At 73.2% G+C, this 23493-nt stretch carries 13 protein-coding genes and 1 pseudogene; 8 read left to right on the top strand and 6 right to left on the bottom strand.

The annotated features are described in order from the left end of the window. Positions 1-226: 226 nt before the first annotated feature. Both ACGF7U_RS24570 and ACGF7U_RS24565 read right to left on the bottom strand, forming a co-directional pair. Positions 227-2620, bottom strand: a pseudogene (locus ACGF7U_RS24570) (nitrate- and nitrite sensing domain-containing protein); the annotation flags it as partial. Between the two features lie 229 nt (positions 2621-2849). Then, positions 2850-4352 (bottom strand): catalase, encoded by a 1503-nt coding sequence (locus ACGF7U_RS24565; RefSeq protein WP_393110358.1) that lies wholly within the window; start codon positions 4350-4352, stop codon positions 2850-2852. A gap of 295 nt (positions 4353-4647) precedes the next feature. Here ACGF7U_RS24565 and ACGF7U_RS24560 point away from each other — a divergent pair, with 295 nt between their 5' ends. The 5 genes from ACGF7U_RS24560 to ACGF7U_RS24540 all read left to right on the top strand — a co-directional run bounded on the left by ACGF7U_RS24560 (position 4648) and on the right by ACGF7U_RS24540 (position 9001). Continuing rightward, entirely contained in the window at positions 4648-5241 is a 594-nt protein-coding gene (locus tag ACGF7U_RS24560; protein WP_393110356.1) for a hypothetical protein, read from the top strand. Positions 5242-5251: 10 nt separating this feature from the next. Beyond that, positions 5252-6226 carry a hypothetical protein gene (locus ACGF7U_RS24555; RefSeq protein ID WP_393110354.1) on the top strand — a complete coding sequence of 325 codons (975 nt, stop codon included), beginning with the start codon at positions 5252-5254 and terminating at the stop codon, positions 6224-6226. Positions 6227-6524: 298 nt separating this feature from the next. Continuing rightward, entirely contained in the window at positions 6525-8183 is a 1659-nt protein-coding gene (locus ACGF7U_RS24550) for a sodium:solute symporter family protein (protein ID WP_393110352.1), read from the top strand. 16 nt (positions 8184-8199) lie between these two features. Continuing rightward, positions 8200-8529 carry a hypothetical protein gene (locus ACGF7U_RS24545; protein ID WP_393110350.1) on the top strand — a complete coding sequence of 110 codons (330 nt, stop codon included), beginning with the start codon at positions 8200-8202 and terminating at the stop codon, positions 8527-8529. 88 nt (positions 8530-8617) lie between these two features. After that, positions 8618-9001 (top strand): hypothetical protein, encoded by a 384-nt coding sequence (locus tag ACGF7U_RS24540; protein WP_393110348.1) that lies wholly within the window; start codon positions 8618-8620, stop codon positions 8999-9001. 112 nt (positions 9002-9113) lie between these two features. On the opposite strand, the gene ACGF7U_RS24535 is transcribed toward ACGF7U_RS24540, so the two are convergent. Continuing rightward, on the bottom strand, positions 9114-10889 hold the full coding sequence (locus ACGF7U_RS24535) for a glycoside hydrolase family 6 protein (protein WP_393110346.1): 1776 nt from the start codon (positions 10887-10889) through the stop codon (positions 9114-9116). Between the two features lie 610 nt (positions 10890-11499). Between ACGF7U_RS24535 and ACGF7U_RS24530 the strand changes: the two genes are divergently transcribed. Together ACGF7U_RS24530 and ACGF7U_RS24525 are read left to right on the top strand one after the other, a co-directional pair. Beyond that, positions 11500-12609: a hypothetical protein gene (locus ACGF7U_RS24530; protein WP_393110344.1), complete on the top strand. Its 1110-nt coding sequence runs from the start codon at positions 11500-11502 to the stop codon at positions 12607-12609. Position 12610: 1 nt separating this feature from the next. Beyond that, a complete protein-coding gene (locus ACGF7U_RS24525) occupies positions 12611-13312 on the top strand; it encodes a class F sortase (protein ID WP_393110342.1) in 702 nt (233 codons plus the stop codon). Positions 13313-13422: 110 nt separating this feature from the next. Here ACGF7U_RS24525 and ACGF7U_RS24520 read toward each other — a convergent pair whose 3' ends face one another. Continuing rightward, complete coding sequence (locus ACGF7U_RS24520; RefSeq protein WP_393110340.1) at positions 13423-18474, bottom strand: NAD-glutamate dehydrogenase; 5052 nt, start codon at positions 18472-18474, stop codon at positions 13423-13425. Between the two features lie 290 nt (positions 18475-18764). Here ACGF7U_RS24520 and ACGF7U_RS24515 point away from each other — a divergent pair, with 290 nt between their 5' ends. Continuing rightward, entirely contained in the window at positions 18765-20729 is a 1965-nt protein-coding gene (locus ACGF7U_RS24515; protein WP_393110338.1) for a penicillin-binding transpeptidase domain-containing protein, read from the top strand. 247 nt (positions 20730-20976) lie between these two features. On the opposite strand, the gene ACGF7U_RS24510 is transcribed toward ACGF7U_RS24515, so the two are convergent. Continuing rightward, positions 20977-22380 carry an arginase family protein gene (locus ACGF7U_RS24510; RefSeq protein ID WP_393110336.1) on the bottom strand — a complete coding sequence of 468 codons (1404 nt, stop codon included), beginning with the start codon at positions 22378-22380 and terminating at the stop codon, positions 20977-20979. A gap of 67 nt (positions 22381-22447) precedes the next feature. Beyond that, complete coding sequence (locus tag ACGF7U_RS24505; protein ID WP_393110334.1) at positions 22448-23365, bottom strand: tetratricopeptide repeat protein; 918 nt, start codon at positions 23363-23365, stop codon at positions 22448-22450. Between the last annotated feature and the right edge of the window lie 128 nt (positions 23366-23493).

Raw genomic sequence — 23493 nt, 5'->3', positions numbered from 1 at the left:
TGTCACCGACGGGGCCCCCGGCCGCCGCGCCACCGGCCGTGGGGCCCACGGTCGCGGCACCACCCGTCGCGGGGCCAACGGTCGCGGCACCACCCGTCGCGGCACCACCGGCTGCGGGGCCCACGGTCGCGGGACCACCGGCCGGCTCACCGTCGGCCACCGCACCACCGGCTGCGGCCGTGCGACCGGCGGACGCGCCGGGCCCGACACCGACGGTGGCGCCGCCGGCCGCGGCACGGCCACGGGCGGTGCCCGCCTGCAGGGCGGACATGGCCCGCCGCGCCTCCTCGGGGGTGCGCGGGGTGGGGCTCTCGAGCACGGGCTGTCCCAGCGTCGGGCCGTCCACGGCGGGCCGCCGCGCCGCCGTTCCTCCGGCGGCCGACCGGGCATCGGGGGCGTTCGGGCTCGGGTGCCGGGGCCGGCCGGCCGGGCCGCGACGCCGCACCCGACGGGGCAGCCCGTCCACCTCCCCGGCGCTCTCCGCCGGGCCGGGGCCGCCGGGCACCGGCCCGGCGGGGGAGCCGGGGCGGACCTGGTCCTGTCCGGCGGCACGAGCGGTCCCGACCGCCCCGGTGGAGACGGGACCGGCGGCCTGGTCCGGCCCGGTGTGCACGGCGGCTCGGGCCGAACGGGGCCGGGGCAGCGTGCTCAGCCGGCCGGCCCGGGCCAACCGCCGCTCCTCCGGCGCCGTCCCGGACGGGCGCTCGGCCGGCCCGGTCTCCGCCGGCAGCAGGGACGGCTCGTCGGTGACCAGGTCGGCCGGGATGAGCACCACGGCGGTCAGTCCACCGCCGTCCGACGGGCGCAGCCGCACCCGGACGCCGTGCCGCGCGGCCAACCGGGCCACCACGAAGTGGCCGAGCCGGGCCGTCTCGGTGGGCTCGAAGTCGGGCGACCGGGCCAGCCGCCGGTTCGCGTCCTCCAGCGCGGCGGCGGACATGCCGAGGCCGCGGTCGGTCACCTCCACCGCGTACCCGTTCGCCACATGCTGACCCGAGACCTCCACCCGGGTCTGCGGCGGGGAGAACGCGGTGGCGTTCTCGATCAGCTCGGCGAGCAGGTGGATCACGTCGCCGACGGCCCGGCCCAGCGTGCCGCCGGGCTGCACGGCGGCGATGTCGACGCGGTCGTACGACTCCACCTCGGAGATGGCGCCCCGGATCAGGTCGACCATCGCGACCGGGTTGCGCCAGCCCCGCCCCGGCGCCGCGCCGGCCAGGATGACCAGGTCCTCCGCGTGCCGCCGCAGCCGGGTGGCGAGGTGGTCGACGCGGAACAACTCCGCCAGCTCGTCCGGATCCTCGGTGTGCCGCTCCATCCGGTCCAGCAGGGCGAGCTGCCGGTGCACCAGCCCCTGGCTGCGCCGGGCGATGTTGAGGAAGACCTCGCTGAGCCCCCGGCGCAGGGTGACCTCGTCGACGGCCGACCGGACCGCCGTCCGCTGCACCTCGGTGAACGCCCGCGCCACCTGGCCGATCTCGTCGCCGCCGTACTCCAGCGGGGGCGCCTCCCGGGCGACGTCGACCTGCTCGCCCCGGCGCAGTCGGGCCACCACGTCGGGCAGCCGGTGCTCGGCCATGTCCAGGGCGGCCGTGCGTACGGCGGTGAGCCGATGCGCGAGGGAACGGCCGACCCGCAGCGCCACCAGGACCGAGACCACGACGGCGGCCAGCCCGAGCAGCCCGGCGGCGGCGAGCCGGACCAGGGTGCGGACGGCCGTCGGCACCGACCGGTCGGCGAGGCCGTCGGCCTGGGCCAGCTCGAACTCCCGCAGCGCCTGCTGCACGGCCTCGTAGTCGGCCTGCCACCGCCCCGGCTCCACCACCGGCCGGGTCGACGACCGGGCTCCGACCAGGGCGTCCTGCATCGTCCGCAGCCGGCCGAAGGCCTCCCCCTCCGTCAACCGCTGGTACGCGACGCGCTCCGCGTCGGGCAGGTCGGCGACCGCCGCCTCGGCGAGGAACCGCTGGTTGGCGATGGTCTGCACCAGCTGCGTGTGCTCGCCCTCGCCGAACCGCCCGGCGGTGAACGCCCCGGCCAGCAGGGCGTCGGTCTGGCCGAGCAGCTCCCGGGAACGCCCCAGCGCGGTGACGGCGAGCGCCTCGCGGTTCAGGTCCCGGTCGGGCAGGTTCGCCATGGCGGAGAACGCCTGGAAGGCCGAGGTGATCATGCCGCTGTAGAGCCCGACCGCGCCGGCCCGGTCGACCTCGCGTCGGTCGATGAAGCCCCGCCCGGTGGGCAACGCCTCCAGCGCGGTGACCAGTTGGTCGACCCGGGCGTCGAGAAGGTCGTCGGCGGCGTCGCGCAGTTCCTCCCCGCCGACCCGGCGGCGCAGCTCGGCGACCGCGCGGTCGGTCCGCTGGCGCTGCTCGGCGAGCCCGGGCGCGACGCTCCCGCCGGCCAACTGCACCACCGAGAGCCGGCGCTCCCGTTGCAGCTCGGCCACGACCGTCTCGCCGGGGTGGCCGAGGTCGTAGAGGAGGGTCCGGGCGGCCAGCAGGTCGAGGGCCGGGCCGAAGGCCAGTGTGGTGGCGAAGATCCAGAGCGCCAGCAGCGCGGTCACGGGAACGACGACCAGCGCGGTCAGCTTGGAGCGGATCGGCCAGTCGCGGGTGTTCAATCAGACCTCGCCCGGAAGGTGTGGCTGCGGAGGCGCCGGCGCCGGCCGGGCAGCGTCGGGGACGGACGGTCCCGGCCCACGGTGCCGGCCCGTCCGGCTGACGCCTTGGGCAGGATACGTAAATCCCGCCCGATGCACTACCGTCCGTCGCGCCGGGCCTACCGGACGGACGTCCACACCCGACGAACGCCCCGCCGGGATCGGCGGGGCGTTCGGTGGGCGGTGCGGATCAGGCGCCGGCGGCGATGCCGAGCCCCTCGGCGACCCGACGGCCGTAGTCCTCGTCGCACCGGCTGAAGTGCCAGACCATCTTCTCCTGGATGTGCCTGTCGCACCGGGCCAGGTTGGTGACCAGGTTGAGGATCAGGTCGTCCCGCTCCCAGTCGGCCATCTCCCGGTAGCGGCGGCCCGCCTGGGAGTAGTTGTCCTGCCGCTCGATCGGGGCCTTCATGATCTGGCCCGAGACGAACGGGCGGTACTCCCGGTAGGACTCGTCGGCCTCCCGGAGCCCGGCGACCGAGGACGGCTCGAAGTTGACGTGCGGGTTGGCGCCCCGGTCGTCCACCCCGTACGCCATCTGGCCGCCGGTCTGGTTGGTGCTGACCCGCACGTTCTCGCGGGGCCGGTTGACCGGCAACTGGAGGTAGTTGGGGCCGACCCGGTAGCGCTGGGTGTCCGAGTAGGAGAACGTCCGGCCGACCAGCATCTTGTCGTCGGAGAAGTCGATGCCGTCGACAAGCACGCCGGTGCCGAAGGCGATCTGCTCGTTCTCGTTGTGGTGGTCGGTGATGTTGCGGTTGAGCGTCATCATGCCGACCGGCAGGTACGGGAAGTCCTCCTCCGGCCAGATCTTGGTGTCGTCGAGCGGGTCGAAGTCCAGCTCAGGGTGCTCGTCGTCGCTCATGATCTGGACGTTGAGCTCCCACTTCGGGTGGTCGCCGCGCTCGATGGCCTCGTACAGGTCCTTGGACGCGTGACCCAGGTCGGTGGCCTGGATGGCGTCGGCCTCGGCCTGGGTCAGGTTGTGCTCGCCCTGCTGCGACAGCCAGTGGAACTTGACCAGCACGCCCTCGCCCTCGGCGTTGACGAAGCGGTAGGTGTTCACCCCGGAGCCGCGCATCGTCCGGTAGTTCCTCGGGATGCCGTACGGGGAGAAGAGCCAGGTCAGCATGTGCATCGACTCGGGCGTGTTCGACATGAAGTCGAAGATCCGGTTCGGCTCCTGGCGGAAGGTCACCGGGTCCGGCTTCAGCGCGTGGATCACGTCGGGGAACTTGATCGCGTCGCGGATGAAGAAGACCTGGAGGTTGTTGCCCACCATGTCCCAGTTGCCGTCCTCGGTGCGGAACTTGACCGCGAAGCCACGTGGGTCGCGGGCCGCCTCCGAGGAGTCCCGGCCGCCGATGACGGTGGAGAAGCGGATGGTGACCGGGGTCTTCCTGCCCTTGCCCTGGAACAGCTTCGCCCGGGTGAAGGTGGACGCCGGCACGGCCTGGTCACCGGTCCCGATGGTCCCGTACGCCTCGAACTCACCGTGCGCCACGAAGCCGCGGGCGTGCACCACGCGCTCCGGGATCCGCTCCCGGTCGAAGTGGCTGATCTTCTCCAGGAAGTGGTAGTTCTCCAGCGTCGCCGGGCCACGCGAGCCGACCGTCCGCTGCTGCTGGTTGTTGTGCACGGGGTGACCCTGCCGGGTCGTGAGGATCGGCTTGTCGGCCTGCGGGTCGCTCATGGCGCTCCTCCTGATCGGGGTGGCGGCCGGCGTCACCGGTACTGCGGTCGCCGCCACCTGGGGCACCGGCCCCGGTGGGTGACCTCGGTGCGCTCCACCGCGAGGGCGGCGGCGACCGGCATCACCCCACCCAAGCGCGCTTTCTGGAACGAATCAAGTTTTCGGAGGCATTGGCTCTGTGTGACTTGTCATGTCGGCACCGGGAATGCCCACCCGGTCGGTTCGTCAGGAAAGTGCCCCGGAACGGGATTGGCGATCACCGAGCGGAGGGAATACCACCGGCGAAGGAGGAGCCATGTCGCCCACGCAGGTAATCGTCATAGTTCTCGTCGTGCTGGTGATCGCGGCGCTGGCCGTGGCCGCCCGGTCGTACGCGCGCCGCCGGGCGCTGCGGTCGCGGTTCGGTCCCGAGTACGACCGCGCCGTCGCCGAACGGGACAGCCGTACCGCCGCCGAACGCGAGCTGCGGGAACGGGAGCGCCGCCACGCCGAGCTCACGCTGACCCCCCTGGCCCCCGAGTCCCGCGCCCGCTACGCCGCCGCCTGGGAGGAGCTGCAGGTCCGCTTCGTGGACTCCCCCGCCGAGACGGTGGGCGACGCCGACGAACTGGTCACCCGGCTCATCGCCGAACGCGGCTACCCGACCGGCGAATTCTCCGACCAGATCGCCCACCTCTCCGTGGAACACGCCCGCACGCTGGGCCACTACCGCGACGCCCACGAGATCCACCTGCGCAACTCGCGTGGCGAGGCCAGCACCGAGGAGCTCCGCCAGGCCGTGGTCCACTACCGCGCCCTCTTCGCCGACCTGCTCGGCGAGGAACCGGTGGGACACCGGCCACCCGAGCAGCGCAGTCCGGCCAGCCAGCACGACGTCACGAACCGCTGAGGAGACCGCGATGCGACAGGAAGAGCAGCGGGTGGAGAACGAGCACCCCGAGGCCGTCCGCTCCGCGCCGGTGCCGGTGCCGCCGCCGGGCGACCAGGCCGGCCGCTCCGAGGTGCCCGAGGACGCCCTCGACGACCGGGGCACCTTCGACGACCCGGCGGTCGCCGGCGGGCGCACCCCGGGCCGCGCCGCCGACGACGACGGGCGCACCGGCGGCCGGGACGACGGCCGGCCGGAGTTCCACGAGCCCGGCCCGGTGCCGACGGCCTTCGGCGCCACCACCGTGGGCGGCGCGGTGGCCGCGTCCGCCCTGGCCAATCCCGACCCGGAGAAGGAGCCCGACCCGCGCGCGGAGTCGACCGCCCGGCCGGGCGACGGCGCCGTGGACGGTGCGCGCGAGGGGCGTCGGGCCGACCCGACCGCGGAGTTCCACCACGCCCGCGGGCACGGCGAGGACCACCCCGACGAGCGCGGGAAGCCGGGCCGCGGCCCGACCGTGCTGCCGCCGGACGCCACCGACGGCCGGCCGGAGCGCCGGGCCGACCTGACCGGGTGGACCGGCGACCCGGAGGCCGCCGGCGCGACCGGGTACGGCAGCGCCACTCCCGCGATGGTCGACCCGGACGCCGAGCACGGGTCGGCCGGGCGCACGGGCGCCGCCGGCTCGCTGAAGGCCGCCGGGACGTCCCGGCCGGCCGGGTCGACCGTGGCCGCCGAGCCGGCCTCGCTCTTCGACCGGGCGACGGCGCAGGGCTTCCGGGACCGTTGGCGGGACGTCCAGCTGCGGTTCGTGGACGACCCGCGCGCGGCGGCCGGGGAGGCGCAGTCGCTGGTCGACGAGGCCATCCAGGCGCTCGCCTCGGCGCTGTCCGCGCAGAAGAACAAGCTGGGCGGCTGGCAGGACGCCGGCTCGGCCGACACGGAGCAGCTGCGGATGGCCGTCCGCCACTACCGCGACTTCCTGGACCGGGTCCTCGGACGCTGACCGGTCCCCGCGGGCGCCCCGGCTGCACCGGCCGGGGCGCCCGGTCGCGTCCGCGGCGGCGCGCGAAGGGGGCGGCGCGACAGCACCGGCCGGGGCGCCCGGATGCGTCCGCGGGCGGGGCAGGGTCATCGCCGTGTGGAAGGTGGCCACCACCGGGCCCGGCGGCGGGGCGACCCCCGGGGGGACGACGCGGGCCGATCGACGACGACTCAGCCCGCGCAGGCGTCGAACTTCGCGATCCGGGTAATTGAGCACGCGCGCACGCAGCCGGCGCGGACGGTGGACGAAAGGTGGCGGGATGGACGGCGGGGGCCTGCGGCTGAACATGAACGTCCTGGACTACGGCATCCTGGCGCTCTACTTCGTCACGGTGCTCGGCGTCGGCTTCGCCGCCCGGCGCGCGATCCGGACCAGCGTCGACTTCTTTCTCTCCGGCCGCTCGCTGCCGGCCTGGGTGACCGGCCTCGCCTTCGTCTCGGCCAACCTGGGGGCGTTGGAGATCATCGGCATGGCCGCCAACGGCGCCCAGTACGGCGCGATGACGCTGCACTACTACTGGATCGGCGCCGTGCCGGCGATGGTCTTCCTCGGCATCGTGATGATGCCGTTCTACTACGGCTCCAAGGTCCGCAGCGTGCCCGAGTACCTGCGGCTGCGCTTCAACCGCCCCACCCACCTGCTGAACGCGCTCAGCTTCGCGGTCGCCCAGGTGCTCATCGCCGGGGTGAACCTCTACGCCCTGGCGCTGATCATGCAGGCGCTGCTCGGCTGGCCGCTCTGGGTGGCCATCGTGGTCGGCGCGCTGATCGTGCTGGCGTACATCACCGTGGGCGGGCTCTCCGGGGCGATCTACAACGAGGTGCTCCAGTTCTTCGTGATCATCGCGGGGCTGCTGCCGATCACGATCCTCGGCCTGGTCAAGGTTGGCGGGATCGACGGGCTGATGGACGTGGTGCGCGACTCCAAGCTCGGCGAGGCGGGACTGCACACCTGGCAGGACACCGGCACCACCGGCAACCCGCTCGGCGCGCACTGGCTCGGCATCGTCTTCGGCCTCGGCTTCGTGCTCTCCTTCGGCTACTGGACGACCAACTTCGCCGAGGTGCAGCGCGCGCTGTCAGCCAAGAACATGAGCGCCGCCCGGCGGACACCGATCATCGCCGCGTACCCGAAGCTGCTCATCCCGGTCGTCACGGTGATCCCCGGCCTGGTCGCCCTGGTGACGGTGCGGGGGCTCGGCGCGGAGAGCGGCGATCTGGTCTACAACAACGCGATCCCGCTGCTGATGCGCGACCTGCTCCCCAACGGCGTGCTCGGGATCGCGGTGACCGGCCTGGTCGCGTCGTTCATGGCCGGCATGGCGGCCAACGTCAGCGGCTTCAACACCGTGTTCACCTACGACATCTGGCAGTCGTACATCCGTCGGGACCGGCCGGACGAGTACTACATCCGCGTCGGCCGCTGGGCCACCGTCGGCGGCGTGCTGATCGGCATCGGCACCGCGTTCATCGCGGCCGGGTTCAGCAACATCATGAACTACATCCAGGCGCTCTTCTCGCTGTTCAACGCGCCGCTGTTCGCCACCTTCATCATCGGCATGTTCTGGCGGCGGATGAGCGCGGCGGCCGGCTTCCTCTCGCTGCTCCTGGGCACCCTGGCGGCGCTGGCCACCTACCTGCTCTACAAGGCCGGGGTGGTCCACTTCAACTCCGACCTGGAGGAGAGCTTCTGGGGCGCCGGCATCGCGTTCGTCACGGTCGCCGTCGTCGCCGCCGTCGTCACCCCGTTCACCGCGCCGAAGCGGGACGACGACCTGCGCGGGCTGGTCTACGGCATGGGCGGTGTCGACCTGAAGGGCGACGTGCTGGCCGGCGACCGGGTCTGGTGGCGCTCGCCGGTGCTGCTCGGCGTGCTCGCGGTGGCGCTCTCCCTCCTCCTCTACCTGCCGGTCTTCTAGAAAGGGGTGCTCGGCCATGCCCATGGACGACCTCAACCCGCGCGGGCACGACCAGATGGTCGAGGCCACCGAGGAGGCGCGCCGCCGGTCCGCCGCCGCCCGGCTGTTCGACATCCGCCGGGTGATCGGTGGCCTGTTCACGGTCTACGGCGCGATCGTCACCCTGGTCGGCGTCTTCGACGGCGCCTCGGCCGTCGAGAAGGCGCAGGGGGTCCGGATCAACCTCTGGGCCGGCCTCGGCATGCTCGTGTTCGGCGTGCTGATGCTGCTGTGGCAGTGGCGCAACCCGGCCCAGCCGCCGGACACGTCGGCCCGGCCATCGGAGGCCCCGGACGAGGGGCGCTGAGCGTCCGGCCGGCATCCGGGCATGGGCGCCGCCACGCGGGGTACGCGAGGAGGATCAGGAAACCACCTGGCGGCAGGAGGGCAGCGACATGACGGATCGTGACCGTGACCGACCGCTGGAGGAGAGCCCCGAGGTGGCCGCGGCGGTCGAGGACGACACCGGCATCCCCCAGCTGATGACCGGCGGCGGCGCCGACCGGGACACCCCGTCGTTCACGCAGCCCGGTGACCGGCCGGAGGGCGGCGCGCCGACCGACGAACTGATCGGCGACCCGTACGCCGCCGGCACCGGGGCCACCGGCACCGGCACGGGGGCGGCCCCGGACAACATCCGCACCGGCGCGGAGCAGCCCTGGGAGCCGGAGGACCTGGTGGCGGCCCGGGGCCAGGACCTGACGCCGGAGAACATCGAGCGGGCCCGTCGGGACCTGGCCGAGATGGGCCGGGCGGCCATCGAGAAGACGGTCCCCTGACCGCGGTACGCGAGGGGGCCCCCGGCCCGACCGTCGAGCGGTCGGGCCGGGGGCCCGGGGAACCTGCCGCTGGAGTGCCTCACCTACTGCCAGCGGCGGGTGGGCGCGGGGGTCAGGACAGCGGCGGGTACGCGTTCTGCATGAGCTGGGCGAACTGCGCCGGGAACCAGGCGCCCGAGATCGGGGCGTCCGGCAGGGCGCCGCTCATGTTGTTGCCGTTGCGGGCGTTGCCGGTGTAGGTCGGGTCGCACATCCGGTCGAAGCCCTTGCCCTCGTTGTTGGGGATCTCCTTGCTGGAGCCGTCCGACTCGCCCGGGGGCTTCACCCAGACGTACGCGTCGATGCCCGGCTCCGGGGCGGCCTTGGGGCGCTCGCCCAGGCCGGCGCCGGCCTGGTTGCACCAGTTGCCGGTGTGGAAGCGGCGGTCGACCCGACCCCCGTCGACGTAGGCGTCCACGGTGGTCGACGGGCCGGGGCCGGTGGGCCGGGCGGAGCCGCCCCAGCCGTTGCGGGAGGTGTCGATCAGCATGCCGATGTTGCTGTCGAAGCCGACGGAGACCAGCTTCTGCCGGAAGGCCTGGGCGAACGACAGCTCGTCGACGTACTGGTTCCAGTCGATCCACTTGGACTGCCGCACGGTCTGGCCGTTCACCGAGTCGGTGACCTTGACGTACGGCTCGCGCAGGGCGGAGTAGTTGGCCGTGTTGACGATGAAGCCGTGCACGTTGGCCACGGTGCTGCCGGACGCCACGGCGGCGGCCTTGAGCTGGTCGGCGACCGGGCCGAAGTTGCTGTCCCAGCCGATCCAGCCGTGGTGGGCGGCGTCGATGTAGTTGTAGACGTTGCCGATCGCGCCCAGCTTCGCCAGGGCGTACCCGACGCCGTTAACGTAGGCGCCGTTGGCCTTGACGGTGTCGCACATGGTGGTGCCGCCGGGCTGGCCGGAGGTGTTGGTCACCAGGTTCGGCAGCGAGTCGATCTCGATGATGTTGATGATCCGCAGGCTGGCGTACTTCGGGTCGCCCTGGATCGCGGCGATCGGGTCGATGTACTCGGCCTTGTAGCGGGGCAGCTCGTCCGCGCGCAGCTCACCGTTGGAGGCCAGCGCCGAACAGTCCCGGCCGGGCAGGTTGTAGATGACGAACTGGATGTACTTCGCGCCCTGCTCCAGCGCCTTGTTCAGGTGGTCCCGGACGCCCATCGCGCCGTTGGAGCTGCTGTCCGGGGTGCCGTTGATGGCGGCGATCCGGTCCAGCCACACGGCGGTCGGGTTGTTCGACACCCGGTTGCCGCCCGACACGGACTCGGCCTTCGCCTTCCACTCCGGGTTCACGTACCCCTGGGCGTTCAGGTACGGGTTGTCGACCCGCTGCCCGGGCGGAGGCGTGGTGGGCGGCGGGGTCGTCGGCGGGGGCGTCGTCGGCGGCGGGGTGCTGGGCGGCGGCGTCGTGGGGGTGGTGCCGCCGTTGCAGGTCACCCCGTTGAGGGTGAACGACGTGGGCTTCGGGTTGCTGCCGCTCCAGGCGCCGTTGAAGCCGATGCTCACCGTGGCCCCGCTGGCGACCGACCCGTTCCAGGACTCGCTCTGCGCGGTGACGTTCTGGCCCGACTGCGACCAGCGGGCCGACCATCCCTGCTGCACCCGCTGGTTGCCGTCCGGGAAGGTGAAGCCCAGCGTCCAGCCGTTGAGGGCGTCACCGACGTTCTTGATGTTGACGGTGGCGGTGAATCCACCCTGCCAGTCGCTGGTCGTGTACGACACGTCGCACTGGGTCGCGGCGTGCGCCACGGTAACCGGAAGGGTCACCAGTCCGCCCGCGACCAGGGCGCCCGCGCCGCCGAGCGCGAGGGCCCGGCGTGGGCCGGACAGCCTTCTCCACACATTCATGCCACTGATCTCCTTGGGCGAGACCGGATCCGCGAACGGCCCGGCGATACGGCCCGGTGGGCGTCCTGTGCGGACGACCGCCGGCGCCAACGGGATTCTTCGGGGGTGCCCGACCCGGACGGGCGTGGTGGTGGTGCGACCGGCAGCGACGGCCGGCCGGAGGCGGGAGGTCGTCCGGCGCACCGGTTGCCCTCGACTCCTGCCTGCGCGGTGTGGCTCCTGAAGAACCGCGTGCGGAGATTCTTGCATGGGAGCGCTTCCATGGCAACGCCTCGATGTAAGCGCCACGACGCAGTGGCGCGGTGACGGGACGGCGCAGCGGCGCCGTGGCGCGACGAGGCGCCGTGGGGCCGGACGGGCGATGGGGACCGGACGCCGGCCGCCCGAGCGCCCGGACGGACCGAGCGGGCGTTCGGGGCGCAGCCGGGCGGCAACGTCGCGACGGCCAACCGGACGCCGCAAAACCGCTGCTTAACACTCCTATCGCCTCCATCAGCAACAAAGGTCAAAACACGAATCTTTCCCTGCATAGGTCGTGAAACGGTCTAACGTCGTCCGTAGCTCGGTTGTCGACCGAGCCCAGGACAACAGGGATGGAGTGACGCAGGTCATGGCAAACAAGATGCTCGGGAAGGTCGTTGCGGGCGCTGCCCTCGGTGGCGCCTCCCTGCTCGTGTTCACGCCGGGGATCGCGTTCGCGGACGGCCACCACGACAACGAGGGCAAGGTCTACGCCAAGCCCCACGTCGTCAAGGCGGGCGACACGGTCAAGCTGCTCGAGATCTGCCCGGAGCCCCAGGAGCACGCCTACGTATGGTCCAAGGTCACCGGCAAGGTCAAGCTGAAGCCGGCCCAGGACCGCACCGACCGGCGTGGGGAGGAGGGCTCTCGCGACCACGACAAGGGCAATGACCACGACAAGGGCCGCGACCACGACGGCAAGGACGAGACCCCGAAGCCGCGTCCGACGGACGACGGCACCGGGCGGCCCCAGCCGCCGGCCGACGGCGGTCAGCCGCCGGCCAACGGTGGCCAGCCACCGGCCAACGGCGGTCAGCCGCCGGCCAACGGTGGCCAGCCGCCGGCCGGTCAGGGCGGGGGCGCCGACGCCGCCGGCAACGAGGGCGAGCGCGACTGGAAGGGCTACGAGCACGGCCAGGACGCCGAGGGCGACCGGGGCGGCCGCGAGGACCGCAAGGACCACAAGGGGTACGGCTCGAACGGGTACGACCACGAGGAGTACGGCTCCAACGGGTACGACCACGAGGAGTACGGCTCCAACGGGTACGGCCACGAGGGGTACGGCTCCGACGAGCGCGGCTCGGACCGTGGTGACCACCGCCGCGAGGACCGCAAGGACCACGACGGGCGCGGCTCGGACGAGCGCGGCGGCAAGGGCCACGACAACGGCTGGTCCGACGAGGAGTCCGAGGGCTACGGCAAGGACAAGGACCGCTGGGAGCACAAGCGGGACTTCGTCTACTACGGCGAGGCCGAGGTCTCCGAGAACGCCAAGCCGGGCCGCTACAAGCTCAAGGGCTCGTGCGGCGAGGGCGAGCTGGTCGTCCTGCCCCGCGGCGGGGTCGACGGCGGCGACGGCGGCGTGGGCGCCGGCACCGACCGGGGCCTGGCCGCCGGTGGGGCGAGCCTGCTCGGCGCGGCGGCCCTGGGGGGCCTCGTGCTGATGCGTCGGCGTCGGACCGATGAGTCCTTCGTCTGACATGACGGCGACACCGGCCGGCGGCCGTCACGGGAGACCGTGGCGCGCCGCCGGCGCGGCCGTCGTCGTCCTGCTCGCCATGGTGGGCGCCGGCATGATCGGCGCCTCGCTCAAGACCACGCCCGCTCCGCGCCCTCCCCAACCCCTGGCCCAGGCCGCGCCGGCCAGCAGCGGGCCGGCGGTGGCCGACGTGCCGGGGCCCGACGGCGTGAACCCGGACGTGGCCGGCGGGGCCGCCAGCGGCCTCGCCCGCTCCACCCCCACCACGATCTCCATCCCCCGGATCGGAGTCGACGCCTCGATCATGTCGCTCGGCACCAACCCGGACGGCACCGTCCAGGTGCCTCCGCTGGAGCAGGCGCAGCTCGCCGGCTGGTACGAGCCGGGGCCCAGCCCGGGCGAGGTCGGCAACGCGGTGATCGTCGGGCACGTCGACTCGGCGGCGATGGGGCCGGCGGTCTTCTTCTCCCTCGGCGCCCTGCAACCCGGTGACACGATCACGGTCACCCGCGAGGACGGGCAGCAGGCCACCTTCACGGTCGAGTCGGTGAAGGCGTACCCGAAGACCGAGTTCCCGACCGAGCAGGTCTACGGCCCCAGCGACCGGCCCGGCCTGCGGGTGGTCACCTGCGGCGGCGTCTTCGACCGGGCCGCCGGCAGCTACCCGGACAACGTGGTCGTCTTCGCCTCCATGCCCGCCTGACCCGCCGGCCGGCCGCGGCGTTCCCACGGCGCGACGCCCGGCCGACGGAAAGACGGCGCGGTCCGGCCGGTCGGTTCCCCGACCGGCCGGACCGCGCGGCGTGCCCGGCGTCAGGCGGCGGCGGAGGTCCGCACCAGGGTGCGGATCTGGCGCAGCAGCACCGACAGGGCGGCGAGGTCCGCCCGGGACTCGTCGAACTCCCCCATCGCCCGCTCGGCCCGGTGGATCGACGTGGCGTTCGCCTGCTCCCACTGGAGCACCCGCTCCTGCGGCGGCTGGGTGCCGGGCGTGGAGTCGAGCACCTCGGCGGTCAGCGCGGCCAGCGCGGCGTACAGGTCGTAGCGCAGCGCCATCCGGGCCAGCGTCTGCCAGCGGTCCTCCCGCGGTAGCAACGAGATCTTCGACAGCAGCGAGTCGACCCGGAACCGGTCGGAGAGCACGAAGTAGACCGAGGCGACCTCGCCGACGTCGCGCCCACTGCTCGCCGCTGTCTCCACGACGTCGAGCAGGCCGAAGCTGTACATCAGCCGGGTCGCCTGCTCGGCCAGGTCGCGCGGCAGCCCTCGCTGGGTCAGCGAGTCGATGTGGGCCGCCAGCGATTCGCGCTCGCTGCCGTAGAAGCGCTCCTCCAGATCGGGCAGGAGCCGGGCCACCCCGTCGCGCAGCCGGGCGATCTCCGCCGGCACGTCGATCGGCGAGCGGCGGTTGGTGACCAGCCACCGCACCGCCCGGTCCAGCAGCCGCCGGGTGTCTAGGTAGACGCTGGTCTGCAGCTCGGGGGCGACCTTGTTGTCCAGGGCCTCCACGGCGTTCCACAGCTCGCGCAGCCCGAACACCTCGCGGACCACCACGTACGCCCGGATCACGTCCGCCGCCGAGGCGGCCGTCTCCTCGACGACCCGGAAGACGAACGAGATGCCGCCCCGGTTGATCGCCTCGTTGACCAGGACGGTGGTCACGATGTCCCGACGCAGCCGGTGCTGCCCCATCCGGTCGGCGAACCGCTCGCGCATCGGCGTCGGGAAGTAGTTGACCAGGACCTCGGTCGTCCACTCCTCGTCCGCGAGCCCCTCGGCCAGGATCTCCGTCTCTAGGACGATCTTGACGTACGCGAGCAGCACCGCGAACTCCGGCGCCGTCAACCCGGACTCGGTCCGCGCCGCCAGCTCCTCGTCCGGCGGCAGCGCCTCCAGGGCCCGGTCCAGTGCCCCGGAACGCTCCAGCTCGGTGATCATCCGCCGGTGCACCGGCAGCAGCGAGGCCGCCTGCGCCTGCGCGTTGTTGATCGCCCGGGCCTGGTCGTAGTTGTCCCGCAGCACCAGCTCGGCGACCTCGTCGGTCATCTCGGCGAGCAACTCGTCCCGCTCGGGCACGGTCAGCGCCCCGTCGGCGACGGCCGTGTTCAGCAGGATCTTGATGTTCACCTCGTGGTCGGAGCAGTCCACCCCGGCCGCGTTGTCGATGAAGTCCGTGTAGATCCGGCCGCCGGTCTGGGCGTACTCGATCCGGCCGAGCTGGGTCCAGCCCAGGTTTCCGCCCTCGCCGGCCACCCGGCAGCGCAGGTTCCTGCCGTCCACCCGGATCGCGTCGTTGGACTTGTCGCCCACCTCCGCGTTGGTCTGGCTGGAGGCCTTCACGTACGTGCCGATGCCGCCGTTCCAGAACAGGTCGACCGGCGCGGTCAGGATCGCCTTCATCAGCTCCTGCGGGGAGAGCTGGTCCACGTCGGCGTCGAGGCCGAGCCGCTCACGGACCTGCGGCGAGATCGGCACGGACTTGGCGGTACGCGGGTACACGCCGCCGCCGGCCGAGATCAACTGCGCGTCGTAGTCCTCCCACGACGAGCGGGGCAGCTCGAACAGCCGCTTCCGCTCGGCGTACGAGGTGGCGGCGTCCGGATCCGGGTCGAGGAAGATGTGCCGGTGGTCGAAGGCGGCCACCAGCCGGATGTGCTCCGACAGCAGCATCCCGTTGCCGAACACGTCGCCGGACATGTCGCCGACGCCGACCACGGTGAAGTCCTGGGTCTGGGTGTCGTGGCCCATCTCGCGGAAGTGCCGCTTCACCGACTCCCAGGCGCCCCGGGCGGTGATGCCCATCTTCTTGTGGTCGTACCCGGCGGAGCCGCCGGAGGCGAACGCGTCGCCGAGCCAGAAGTTGTGCGCCGTGGAGATCTCGTTGGCGATGTCGGAGAACGTCGCCGTGCCCTTGTCCGCCGCGACCACCATGTACGGGTCGTCGCCGTCGTGCCGGACCACGTCCTCCGGCGGCACGATCTCACCGCTGACGATGTTGTCCGTGACGTCCAGCAGCGCCGAGATGAACTCCTTGTAGCAGACGACCGCCTCGTCCCGGTCCCCCGGCTTCTGCTTGAGCACGAAGCCGCCCTTGGCGCCGACCGGCACGATCACGGCGTTCTTCACCATCTGCGCCTTGACCAGGCCGAGCACCTCGGTGCGGAAGTCCTCCCGGCGGTCCGACCAGCGCAGCCCGCCCCGGGCCACCGGCCCGAACCGCAGGTGCACACCCTCGAAACGCGGCGAGTAGACGAAGATCTCGAACTTCGGCCGGGGCGCCGGCAGGTCCGGGATCGCCTGCGGGTCGAGCTTGAGCGCGACGTACGACTTCGGCCGCCCGTCGGAGCGCTTCTGGTAGAAGCTGGTGCGCAGGGTGGCCTGGATCAGCGTCAGGTAGGAGCGCAGGATCCGGTCCTGGTCGAGGCTGGCCACGTCGTCCAGCGCGTCGCGGATCTCCTCGACCAGCCTCTTGCTGCGCTGCTGCCGCTCCTCGTGGTCCACCGCGCCCGGCGCGAACCGGACCTCGAAGAGCTCCACCAGCAGCGCGGCGAGCTTCGGGTACGCGATGAAGGTCGACTCCATGTACTCCTGGGAGAAGACCGTGCCGGCCTGGCGCAGGTACTTCGCGTAGGCCCGCAGCACCACCACCTGCCGCCAGGTGAGCCCCGCACGCAGCACCAGCTCGTTGAAGCCGTCGACCTCGGCCTCGCCCCGCCAGGCCGCCGCGAAGGCGTTCTCCACGTGCGGGCGCACCTCGGCCAGCTCCTGGTGCCCCTCGGGCAGCCGCAGCCCGAAGTCGTAGAGGTAGACGCGGCCGTCGATCCGGTCCACCTCGTGCGGGTGCTCGTCGACCACCCGGACGCCGAGCGAGTGCAGCACCGGCAGCACGGCCGAGAGCATCATCGGCTCGCCGTACCGGTAGACCTTGAAGCGGACGTCCATCGCGCCGTCGACGTCCGGCCCCCGCCCGCCGGCCCGCGGCGCGAGCTGCTTGCGGAACAGGTGCATCTCCAGTTGGCCGGGCTCCTCCAGCAGCTCCAGCTTGGCCAGGTCCTTCATCGCCTCGTACGGCGTGTGGCCGTCCTTGTAGCCCTCGGGGAAGGCGTCGGCGTACCGGGCGAAGAGGTGCTTGGCCTGCTCGTCGCCGAGCTTGCGCTCCAGCACCAGCCGGTAGTCGTCGTCCCACAGCCGGGTGGCGTCGGCCAACTCCTCGGCGAGCAGGTCGGCGTCGATGTCGCCCGGAGCCCGGTTCGGGTCGGTCCGGACGATGAAGTGCACCCGGGCGAGCATCGACTCGGTGACCCGGGTGGTGTAGTCGACCCCGACGCCGTTCAGCTCGCGCAGCAGGATGTCCTGCATCCGCAGCCGGTTCTGCGTGGTGAACCGGTCCCGGGGCAGGTAGATCAGGCAGGAGATGAACCGGCCGTACGCGTCCCGGCGCAGGAACACCCGCAGTTGCCGGCGGCCGGCCATGCGCAGCACGCCGATCACCGCGTGGTAGAGGTCCTCGGTCTTGATCTGGAACAGCTCGTCGCGCGGGTAGGTCTCCAGGATCTGCAGCAGGTCCTTGCCGGAGTGGCTGCGCTGGCTCAGGCCGGAGCGGTCCAGCACCTCGGCCACCTTGCGGCGGACCACCGGCAGCTCCTGCACGCTGGTGCGGTACGCGGCCGTGGAGAACAGGCCCAGGAAGCGCCGCTCGCCGACCACCTCGCCGGCCGAGTTGAACACCTTGAAGCCGATGTAGTCCAGGTAGGCCGACCGGTGGACGGTCGCCCGGGAGTTGGCCTTCGTGATGATCAACAGGCGCTTCTCGGTGACCTTGTCGTGCGCCTCCGGCGTCATCGACGACAGCGGCCGGGCATCCGGCGAGTCCTGCCGCAGGATACCCAGCCCGGTGCCGAGCGCGGCCTCCAGCGCCTTGCCGCCGTCGCTCGTGTCGACCAGGCGGTACTCCCGGTAACCCAGGAACGTGAAGTGGTCGTGGGCGAGCCAGCGGAGCAGCTCCACCGAGTCGGTGATGTCCTTCTCCGGCACGGGCGGCCGGTTGTCCGACGTCCGCGCGGCGGCCAGCTCGTCGGCCAGGGCGAGGGCCCGCTGGCGCATCTTCGGCCAGTCCTCGACCGCCTCCCGCACGTCGGTGAGGACCCGCTGCAGCTCCCGGCGCAGCTTCTCCCGCTCGGCGGCGTCGCGGACCGGGTCGACCTCGATGTGCATCCAGCTCTCGACCAGGTCACCGGCGATGGCGTCGTCGGGCTCGACGTCGGCGGCCACCTCGACCAGCCGGCCCAGCGGCTCGCGCCGCACCACGACCAGCGGGTGCACCAGCAGGTGCACGTCCAGGTGGTGCGAGTTGAGCAGGGCGGTCACCGAGTCGACCAGGAAGGGCATGTCGTCGGTGACGATCTCGATGACGGTGTGGTGCTGGTCGGCGTCGGGCTCGTGGATGCGCAGCTTCAACTCGCCCGGCACCCGCTGCTGGGCCAGGTCCCGGTGCGCGCGGGCCGCGTCGAGCATCTCCTCGGCGGTGAAGCCGATCAGCTCCTCGTCGGGCGCGAACCGCCAGAAGCGGCTGACCAGTGTCGCCGCGTCGTGGTCGTCCCCCGCGAGCGCCACGGCCTGGGCCACCAGGCGCTCCGCGTTGGGTACCGGCTCGTCGAGTTCGTTGTCCTCCACGTCGTCGGCCAGCGCGTCGGCTGGCAGCCCCAGATCGTAGATCGTGTCGATGCTCGAACCGGTCATCCCGGTCACTCCTGTGTCGAGCCGGCCGAAGCCGTCCCCGTCGGTTGCCGAATCGAAGCTGTCGTCCCGGCTGGTGTCATCCTGCCGGAGGTCGGGTCCCGGTTTGATCGCCGGACGCCGGTCCATCGGTGCCACTCCCCTCGACCCACCGCATTGTGGGTCACTCTGCCGCCCAGCCTAGGCCCTGCCGTTCCGCCCCTTCGTCGGCGGACCACGGTGCGGACGTCCGGTTCCGGACTTTGTCCTTTCACCCGTTGCGGGTACGAGGTTGGCCGCTCGGGGAGTACCCCGCCTCGGGTTGTTCATCACACCGTCACTGCTCCGTCTTTGCGCACGTCACGCGGGGCAGGGGCCGTGCGGCCGGCGCCTGCGTACTAGCGTGCAGGGGCAGTTCGAGACCCGGAGGGACCCGCTCCATGCACCTCTCGTACCCCAGCCGTCACCGCCGCAACCGGTACCGCCCGCCGCTGGCCCTGCTCGCCGCGACCGCGCTGGCGGCCGTCGCGCTCACCGCGTGCTCGGACGGTGACGGTCCGGAGCGCAGCGTCGACGCGTTCCTGACCGGCTGGCGCTCCGGGGACCTCCAGGCCGTCGGGTTCGTGGACCCGGCGGGCGCGAAGGTGCCGGCCGCCGACGTGTCCCGCGAGATCAAGGAGCTGTCCGGGGAGCTCGCGGCCACGCCGCCGGCGCTGACCAGGCAGGGCGACGCGAAGATCACCGCGGACCTCGCGACGGCGGTGGTCAGGGTCGAGTGGACCCTCCCGGGCCAGACCCGCTGGGCGTACGAGCGGCAGGTCCGGCTCAGTAGGGGCGGTGACGACGGGTGGCGGGTCATCTGGGAGCCGCGGCTGGTGCAGGAGCAGCTCAGCCGGGGCGACCGCCTCGGGCTGCGCCGGGACGCCGGCCCCCGGGCCGCGGTGCTCGACGGCGCCGGCCAGCCGATCGTGGCGCCCCGGCCCGTGGTGCGGGTGGGGCTGCAACCGAGCGAGGTCACCGACGTCGCGGGGCTGAGCCGGAAGCTGGACGCCGCCTTCCGGGCCATCCGGCCGGCGATCACCCCGCCGGTGGACCTCTCCGGCCTGCCCAAGCGGCTCGCCGACGCCGATCCCGGCGCGTTCGTCGAGGTGGTGACGCTGCGCGAGGAGGCGTACCGCCAGATCAGATCGCGCATCTACGACCTGCCGGGCACGAAGTTCCGCAAGGACAAGATCGACCTCGCGCCCACCCGCGAGTTCGCCCGGGCGGTGCTCGGCTCCGTCGACCCGGCCCAGGCCGACGATCTCGCGAAGCACCCCGACCGGTACGCGGCCGGCGACCTGGTCGGCCACGGCGGCCTCCAGGGCCGCTACGACGAGCGGCTGCGCGGCGCGCCCGGGCTGACCGTGATCACCGAGCGCCCCGGCCCGGACGGCACGCTGGTGCCCACCGGCACCGAGGTGTTCCGCCGCGAGCCGCAGCCGGGGCAGCCGCTGAAGACGACGCTCCACGTGGCCACGCAGAACGCGGCCGACGCCGCCCTGCGCGCCGAGAAGCGCCGGGCGGCGCTGGTGGCGGTGCGGATCAGCGACGGCGCCGTCCTCGCCGCCGCCAACGGTCCCGGCGCGGCCGGGGAGAACCTGGCCTTCACCGCCCAGGTCCCGCCGGGCTCCACCTTCAAGATGGTCAGCGCGCTCGGCCTGCTCGACCGGGGTGCGGTCACCCCGGACGCGACGGTGGCCTGTCCGAAAACGTTCACCGTGGACGGCCGGCCGTTCAAGAACTCCGACAACTTCGAGCTGGGTTCGGTGCCGTTCCGTACCGACTTCGCCAGGTCCTGCAACACGGCGTTCACCGCGCTGGCGCCGAAGCTCGGCCCCGACGGGCTGGCCGTCGCCGGCCGGTCCCTGGGTCTGGAGGGGCAGTGGGACCTCGGCCTGGACGCCTTCACCGGCAAGGTCTCCGCGAACGGCGGCGCGACCGAGCAGGCCGCCGCGGCGATCGGGCAGGGCACCACGGTGGTCAGCCCGCTGGCCATGGCCTCCGCCACCGCGGCGGTCGCCCGGGGCCGGTTCGAGCAGCCGAAGCTGGTGCTGGACCCGGCCCCGGCGAAGCCGGCCGAACCGGGCCCCCAGCTCAAGCCGGAGTCGGTCGAGGCGGTGCGGGCGATGATGCGCGAGGTGGTCACCGCCGGCTCCGGCAGCGCGCTGAAGGACGTGCCGGGCGCTCCGGTGCACGGCAAGACGGGCACCGCCGAGTACGACAACAACCCGGCGCACACGCACGCCTGGTTCGTCGGCTGGCAGGGCGACGTCGCGTTCGCGGTCTTCGTCGAGCAGGGCGGGGCCAGCACGGCCACCGCCGTACCGATCGCCGAACGGTTCCTGCGCGCCCTCCCCCGCTGACGCGCCAGCACACGCCGGCCCGACCGACGCGTCACGCCCGTCGCCGGGTGGGCGCCCCCCGGTGGTGACGCCCACCCGACCCCCGGACCGACTGCCCGATCCTGATCAGGTTCGTCCCGGTTCGGCCAGCCGGCCGCGGATCGCCCCCCGGAACGGCCGGCGCGCCCCGAGCAGCCGGAGCGGCCGGGACGCCCTCGGTGCGCCGGAGCGCCCGAAGCGGCTTCCTGCGCCGCGCCCGCATCGTCGGTCAGGCGATGCCAGCGGTGGGCGGCGGGGGGCCGTCGTCGGTCGCGGGCAGCGCGGCCTCCGGGGCGAGACCCGCCAGCGGCGCCCGGCGCAGCAGGCCCGGGCCGGCGGAGGCAGGCGGCCCGACCGGCTCCGGCGCCAGCGGCTCCGGCCCGACCGGACCGGCGGAGTCGTGCGGTCCCACCTGGCCCGGTCCCACCTGACCCGGCTCGACCCGGGCGGCGGAGCCGGCAGCCACCGGGGCGACCGGACCGATCGGTCCGGGGAGAGCTGGCGCATCGTCCTCGGCGCGCTCCTCGGCGCCGCCCGCGTCCTCGCCGTCGTCCTCGACGGCGGGAACAGGGGCGGGGGGCAAGACAAACGCCGGGGCGGCCGCTGGGGAGAGCATGCTCGGGGCCTCGGTGGGACGGCCGTTGCCCCGCCGCGCCGGGGGGACCGGCGAGGGGGCAGCCGCCGACGGGCCCGGCAGCAGCCGGGGCGGCACCGCGCCCGGCGCGGAGACGGGGCGCAGCCCGGCCGCCACGGTGTTGACGATCTCGGCCGCGTACGCCCCGTCGGGGTCGTAGTCGGGGTCGAAGACCGTCAGCTCGACGCCGAGGCAGTGCGGCGTGTCGACCAGCCCGGCCAGCAGGATCTCCAGCTCGGCGAAGGCGATGCCGCCCGGGTCGGGGGCGTCGACGGCCGGCATCACGGCCGGGTCCAGCACGTCGACGTCGATGTGCACCCAGTAGCCGGCGCAGTCGGCGAGCTGCTCGTGGGCCCACTGGGCGGTGCGCGCGGCGCCCTCGGCGCGCAGCGCCGGCACCGGCCGGGTGGTGATCCCGGCGGCCTGGAGGTCGAGCCGGTACTCGTCCTGCGCGCGGATGCCGAGCACCACCACGTCGATGTCCCGGAAGTAGGGTCGGCGGCCCTCGATGGCGGCCAGGTCGGCCTGCCCCCGCCCGGTGACCAGCGCGAGGTCCTCACCGGCCGCCGCGCCCACGTAGGAGGCGTTGCCGGGGTGCCGGAAGTCGGAGTGGCCGTCGACGAAGACGAGCCCGATGCGGCCGCCGACCGCCTCGCCGAGCCGGTGCATGGCCAGCGCCGAGCCGAGCAGGATCGAGCAGTCCCCGCCGAGGACCAGCGGGAACTCCCCGCGGTCGATGATCGCGCCGATGCGCTCGGCGAGCGCCACCGAGTAGTCGGCGATCTCCCGGGCGTGGCAGACGCCGTCGCCGGGGCGCCAGTCGCCGGGATCGTAGCGGGGCGCGGTGAGGCAGCCGGCGTCCCGGGCCCGCAGCCGGGCGAGCAGCCCCTGGTCGCGCAGCGCGCCCGGGGCCTTGGCGCAACCGGGCACCGAGGTGGGCGTGGGTGGGCGCAGGCCGAGGTTGCTGGGCGCGTCGAGGACGGCGATCCGGCGCATCATGGGCTCCCGTCCTCGAAGAGTCGGGCGGGCCGGCCGGAACGCCGGCCCGCGCTGGCGTGCTGCGTGCTCAGAACAGGGCGCTGGCCAACGCCCGGCGGGCCGAGGCGACCGCGGGGTCCTCCGGTCCGGCGACCGCGAAGAGGCCGACCAGGTGCTGGCGTACCTTCTCCCGGTCGTCGCCGGCGGTGCGGCGGACCAGGCCCACCAGACGGGCGTACGCCGCCTCGGCCTGGCCGCTGAGCACCTCGATGTCGGCGGCCAGGAGCTGGGCCTCGACGTCGTCGGGGTTGGCCTGGGCGGCGGCGATCGCCGCGCCCGGGTCGGCTCCCGCCACCCGGCGGGCCAGCCCGACCTGGGCGAGGCCCGCCTCCGCCGCGGCGTCCGCCGGCGACTCGGCGAGGATCTTCTTGTACGCCCGCTCGGCCGCGTCGAGGTCGCCGCTCATCAGGGCGTCGTCGGCCTCGTCGAGGCGCGGATCCTCCGGCTCGGCGACGGTCACGCCACCGGCCTTGAGCACAGCCTGGATCCACTGGCGCAGCTGCGCCTCGGGCACCACGCCGGAGAAGGCGTCGATCGGCTGGCCGCCGACCACCGCGTAGACCATGGGGATGCCCTGCACCCGGAACATCTGGGCGATCCGCGGGTTGGCGTCCACGTCGATCTTGGCGAGCACCCAGGCGCCGCCGCCCTCCGTGGCCAACCGCTCCAGCACCGGCGAGAGTTGCTTGCACGGCTCGCACCACTCGGCCCAGAAGTCCACGATCACCGGTGTGGTGAGCGAGCGTTCGAGGACCTCGGACTGGAATGTCGCCTCGCTGACGTCGATGACGCTGACGCCACCGCCGGCGGCACCGGGCAGGTTGGCCGAGGGGCCCGGTTGGACGGGGGCGGAGGTGCGGGCGGGGGTCGGTGCGGGGGTGCGCAGCGCGCTGAGGTCGACCGCGCCGCGGGTGAAGATCGACGAGGTGATCCGTGGGTCGCTCATGGTTACCTAGTCTCGCACGCGACCCGCCGAACTCAGATCAACCGCGACGGCGACAGTTGCAACTGTCACGCCTGCTCCCGCCCACCCGCCCCGCTCTCCGCGATCTTGCACTTTCGGCCCCCGGCACG

The sequence above is a fragment of the Micromonospora sp. NPDC047670 genome (assembly GCF_043204915.1).
Lineage (GTDB): Bacteria > Actinomycetota > Actinomycetes > Mycobacteriales > Micromonosporaceae > Micromonospora.
This window is presented reverse-complemented; position numbering and strand designations above follow the sequence as displayed.

Coding starts and splice junctions, on each gene's coding strand:
- ACGF7U_RS24565 (WP_393110358.1), bottom strand. CDS start 4,352: ATGAGCGACCCGCAGGCCGACAAGCCGATCCTCACGACCCGGCAGGGT.
- ACGF7U_RS24560 (WP_393110356.1), top strand. CDS start 4,648: ATGTCGCCCACGCAGGTAATCGTCATAGTTCTCGTCGTGCTGGTGATC.
- ACGF7U_RS24555 (WP_393110354.1), top strand. CDS start 5,252: ATGCGACAGGAAGAGCAGCGGGTGGAGAACGAGCACCCCGAGGCCGTC.
- ACGF7U_RS24550 (WP_393110352.1), top strand. CDS start 6,525: ATGGACGGCGGGGGCCTGCGGCTGAACATGAACGTCCTGGACTACGGC.
- ACGF7U_RS24545 (WP_393110350.1), top strand. CDS start 8,200: ATGCCCATGGACGACCTCAACCCGCGCGGGCACGACCAGATGGTCGAG.
- ACGF7U_RS24540 (WP_393110348.1), top strand. CDS start 8,618: ATGACGGATCGTGACCGTGACCGACCGCTGGAGGAGAGCCCCGAGGTG.
- ACGF7U_RS24535 (WP_393110346.1), bottom strand. CDS start 10,889: ATGAATGTGTGGAGAAGGCTGTCCGGCCCACGCCGGGCCCTCGCGCTC.
- ACGF7U_RS24530 (WP_393110344.1), top strand. CDS start 11,500: ATGGCAAACAAGATGCTCGGGAAGGTCGTTGCGGGCGCTGCCCTCGGT.
- ACGF7U_RS24525 (WP_393110342.1), top strand. CDS start 12,611: ATGACGGCGACACCGGCCGGCGGCCGTCACGGGAGACCGTGGCGCGCC.
- ACGF7U_RS24520 (WP_393110340.1), bottom strand. CDS start 18,474: ATGGACCGGCGTCCGGCGATCAAACCGGGACCCGACCTCCGGCAGGAT.
- ACGF7U_RS24515 (WP_393110338.1), top strand. CDS start 18,765: ATGCACCTCTCGTACCCCAGCCGTCACCGCCGCAACCGGTACCGCCCG.
- ACGF7U_RS24510 (WP_393110336.1), bottom strand. CDS start 22,380: ATGATGCGCCGGATCGCCGTCCTCGACGCGCCCAGCAACCTCGGCCTG.
- ACGF7U_RS24505 (WP_393110334.1), bottom strand. CDS start 23,365: ATGAGCGACCCACGGATCACCTCGTCGATCTTCACCCGCGGCGCGGTC.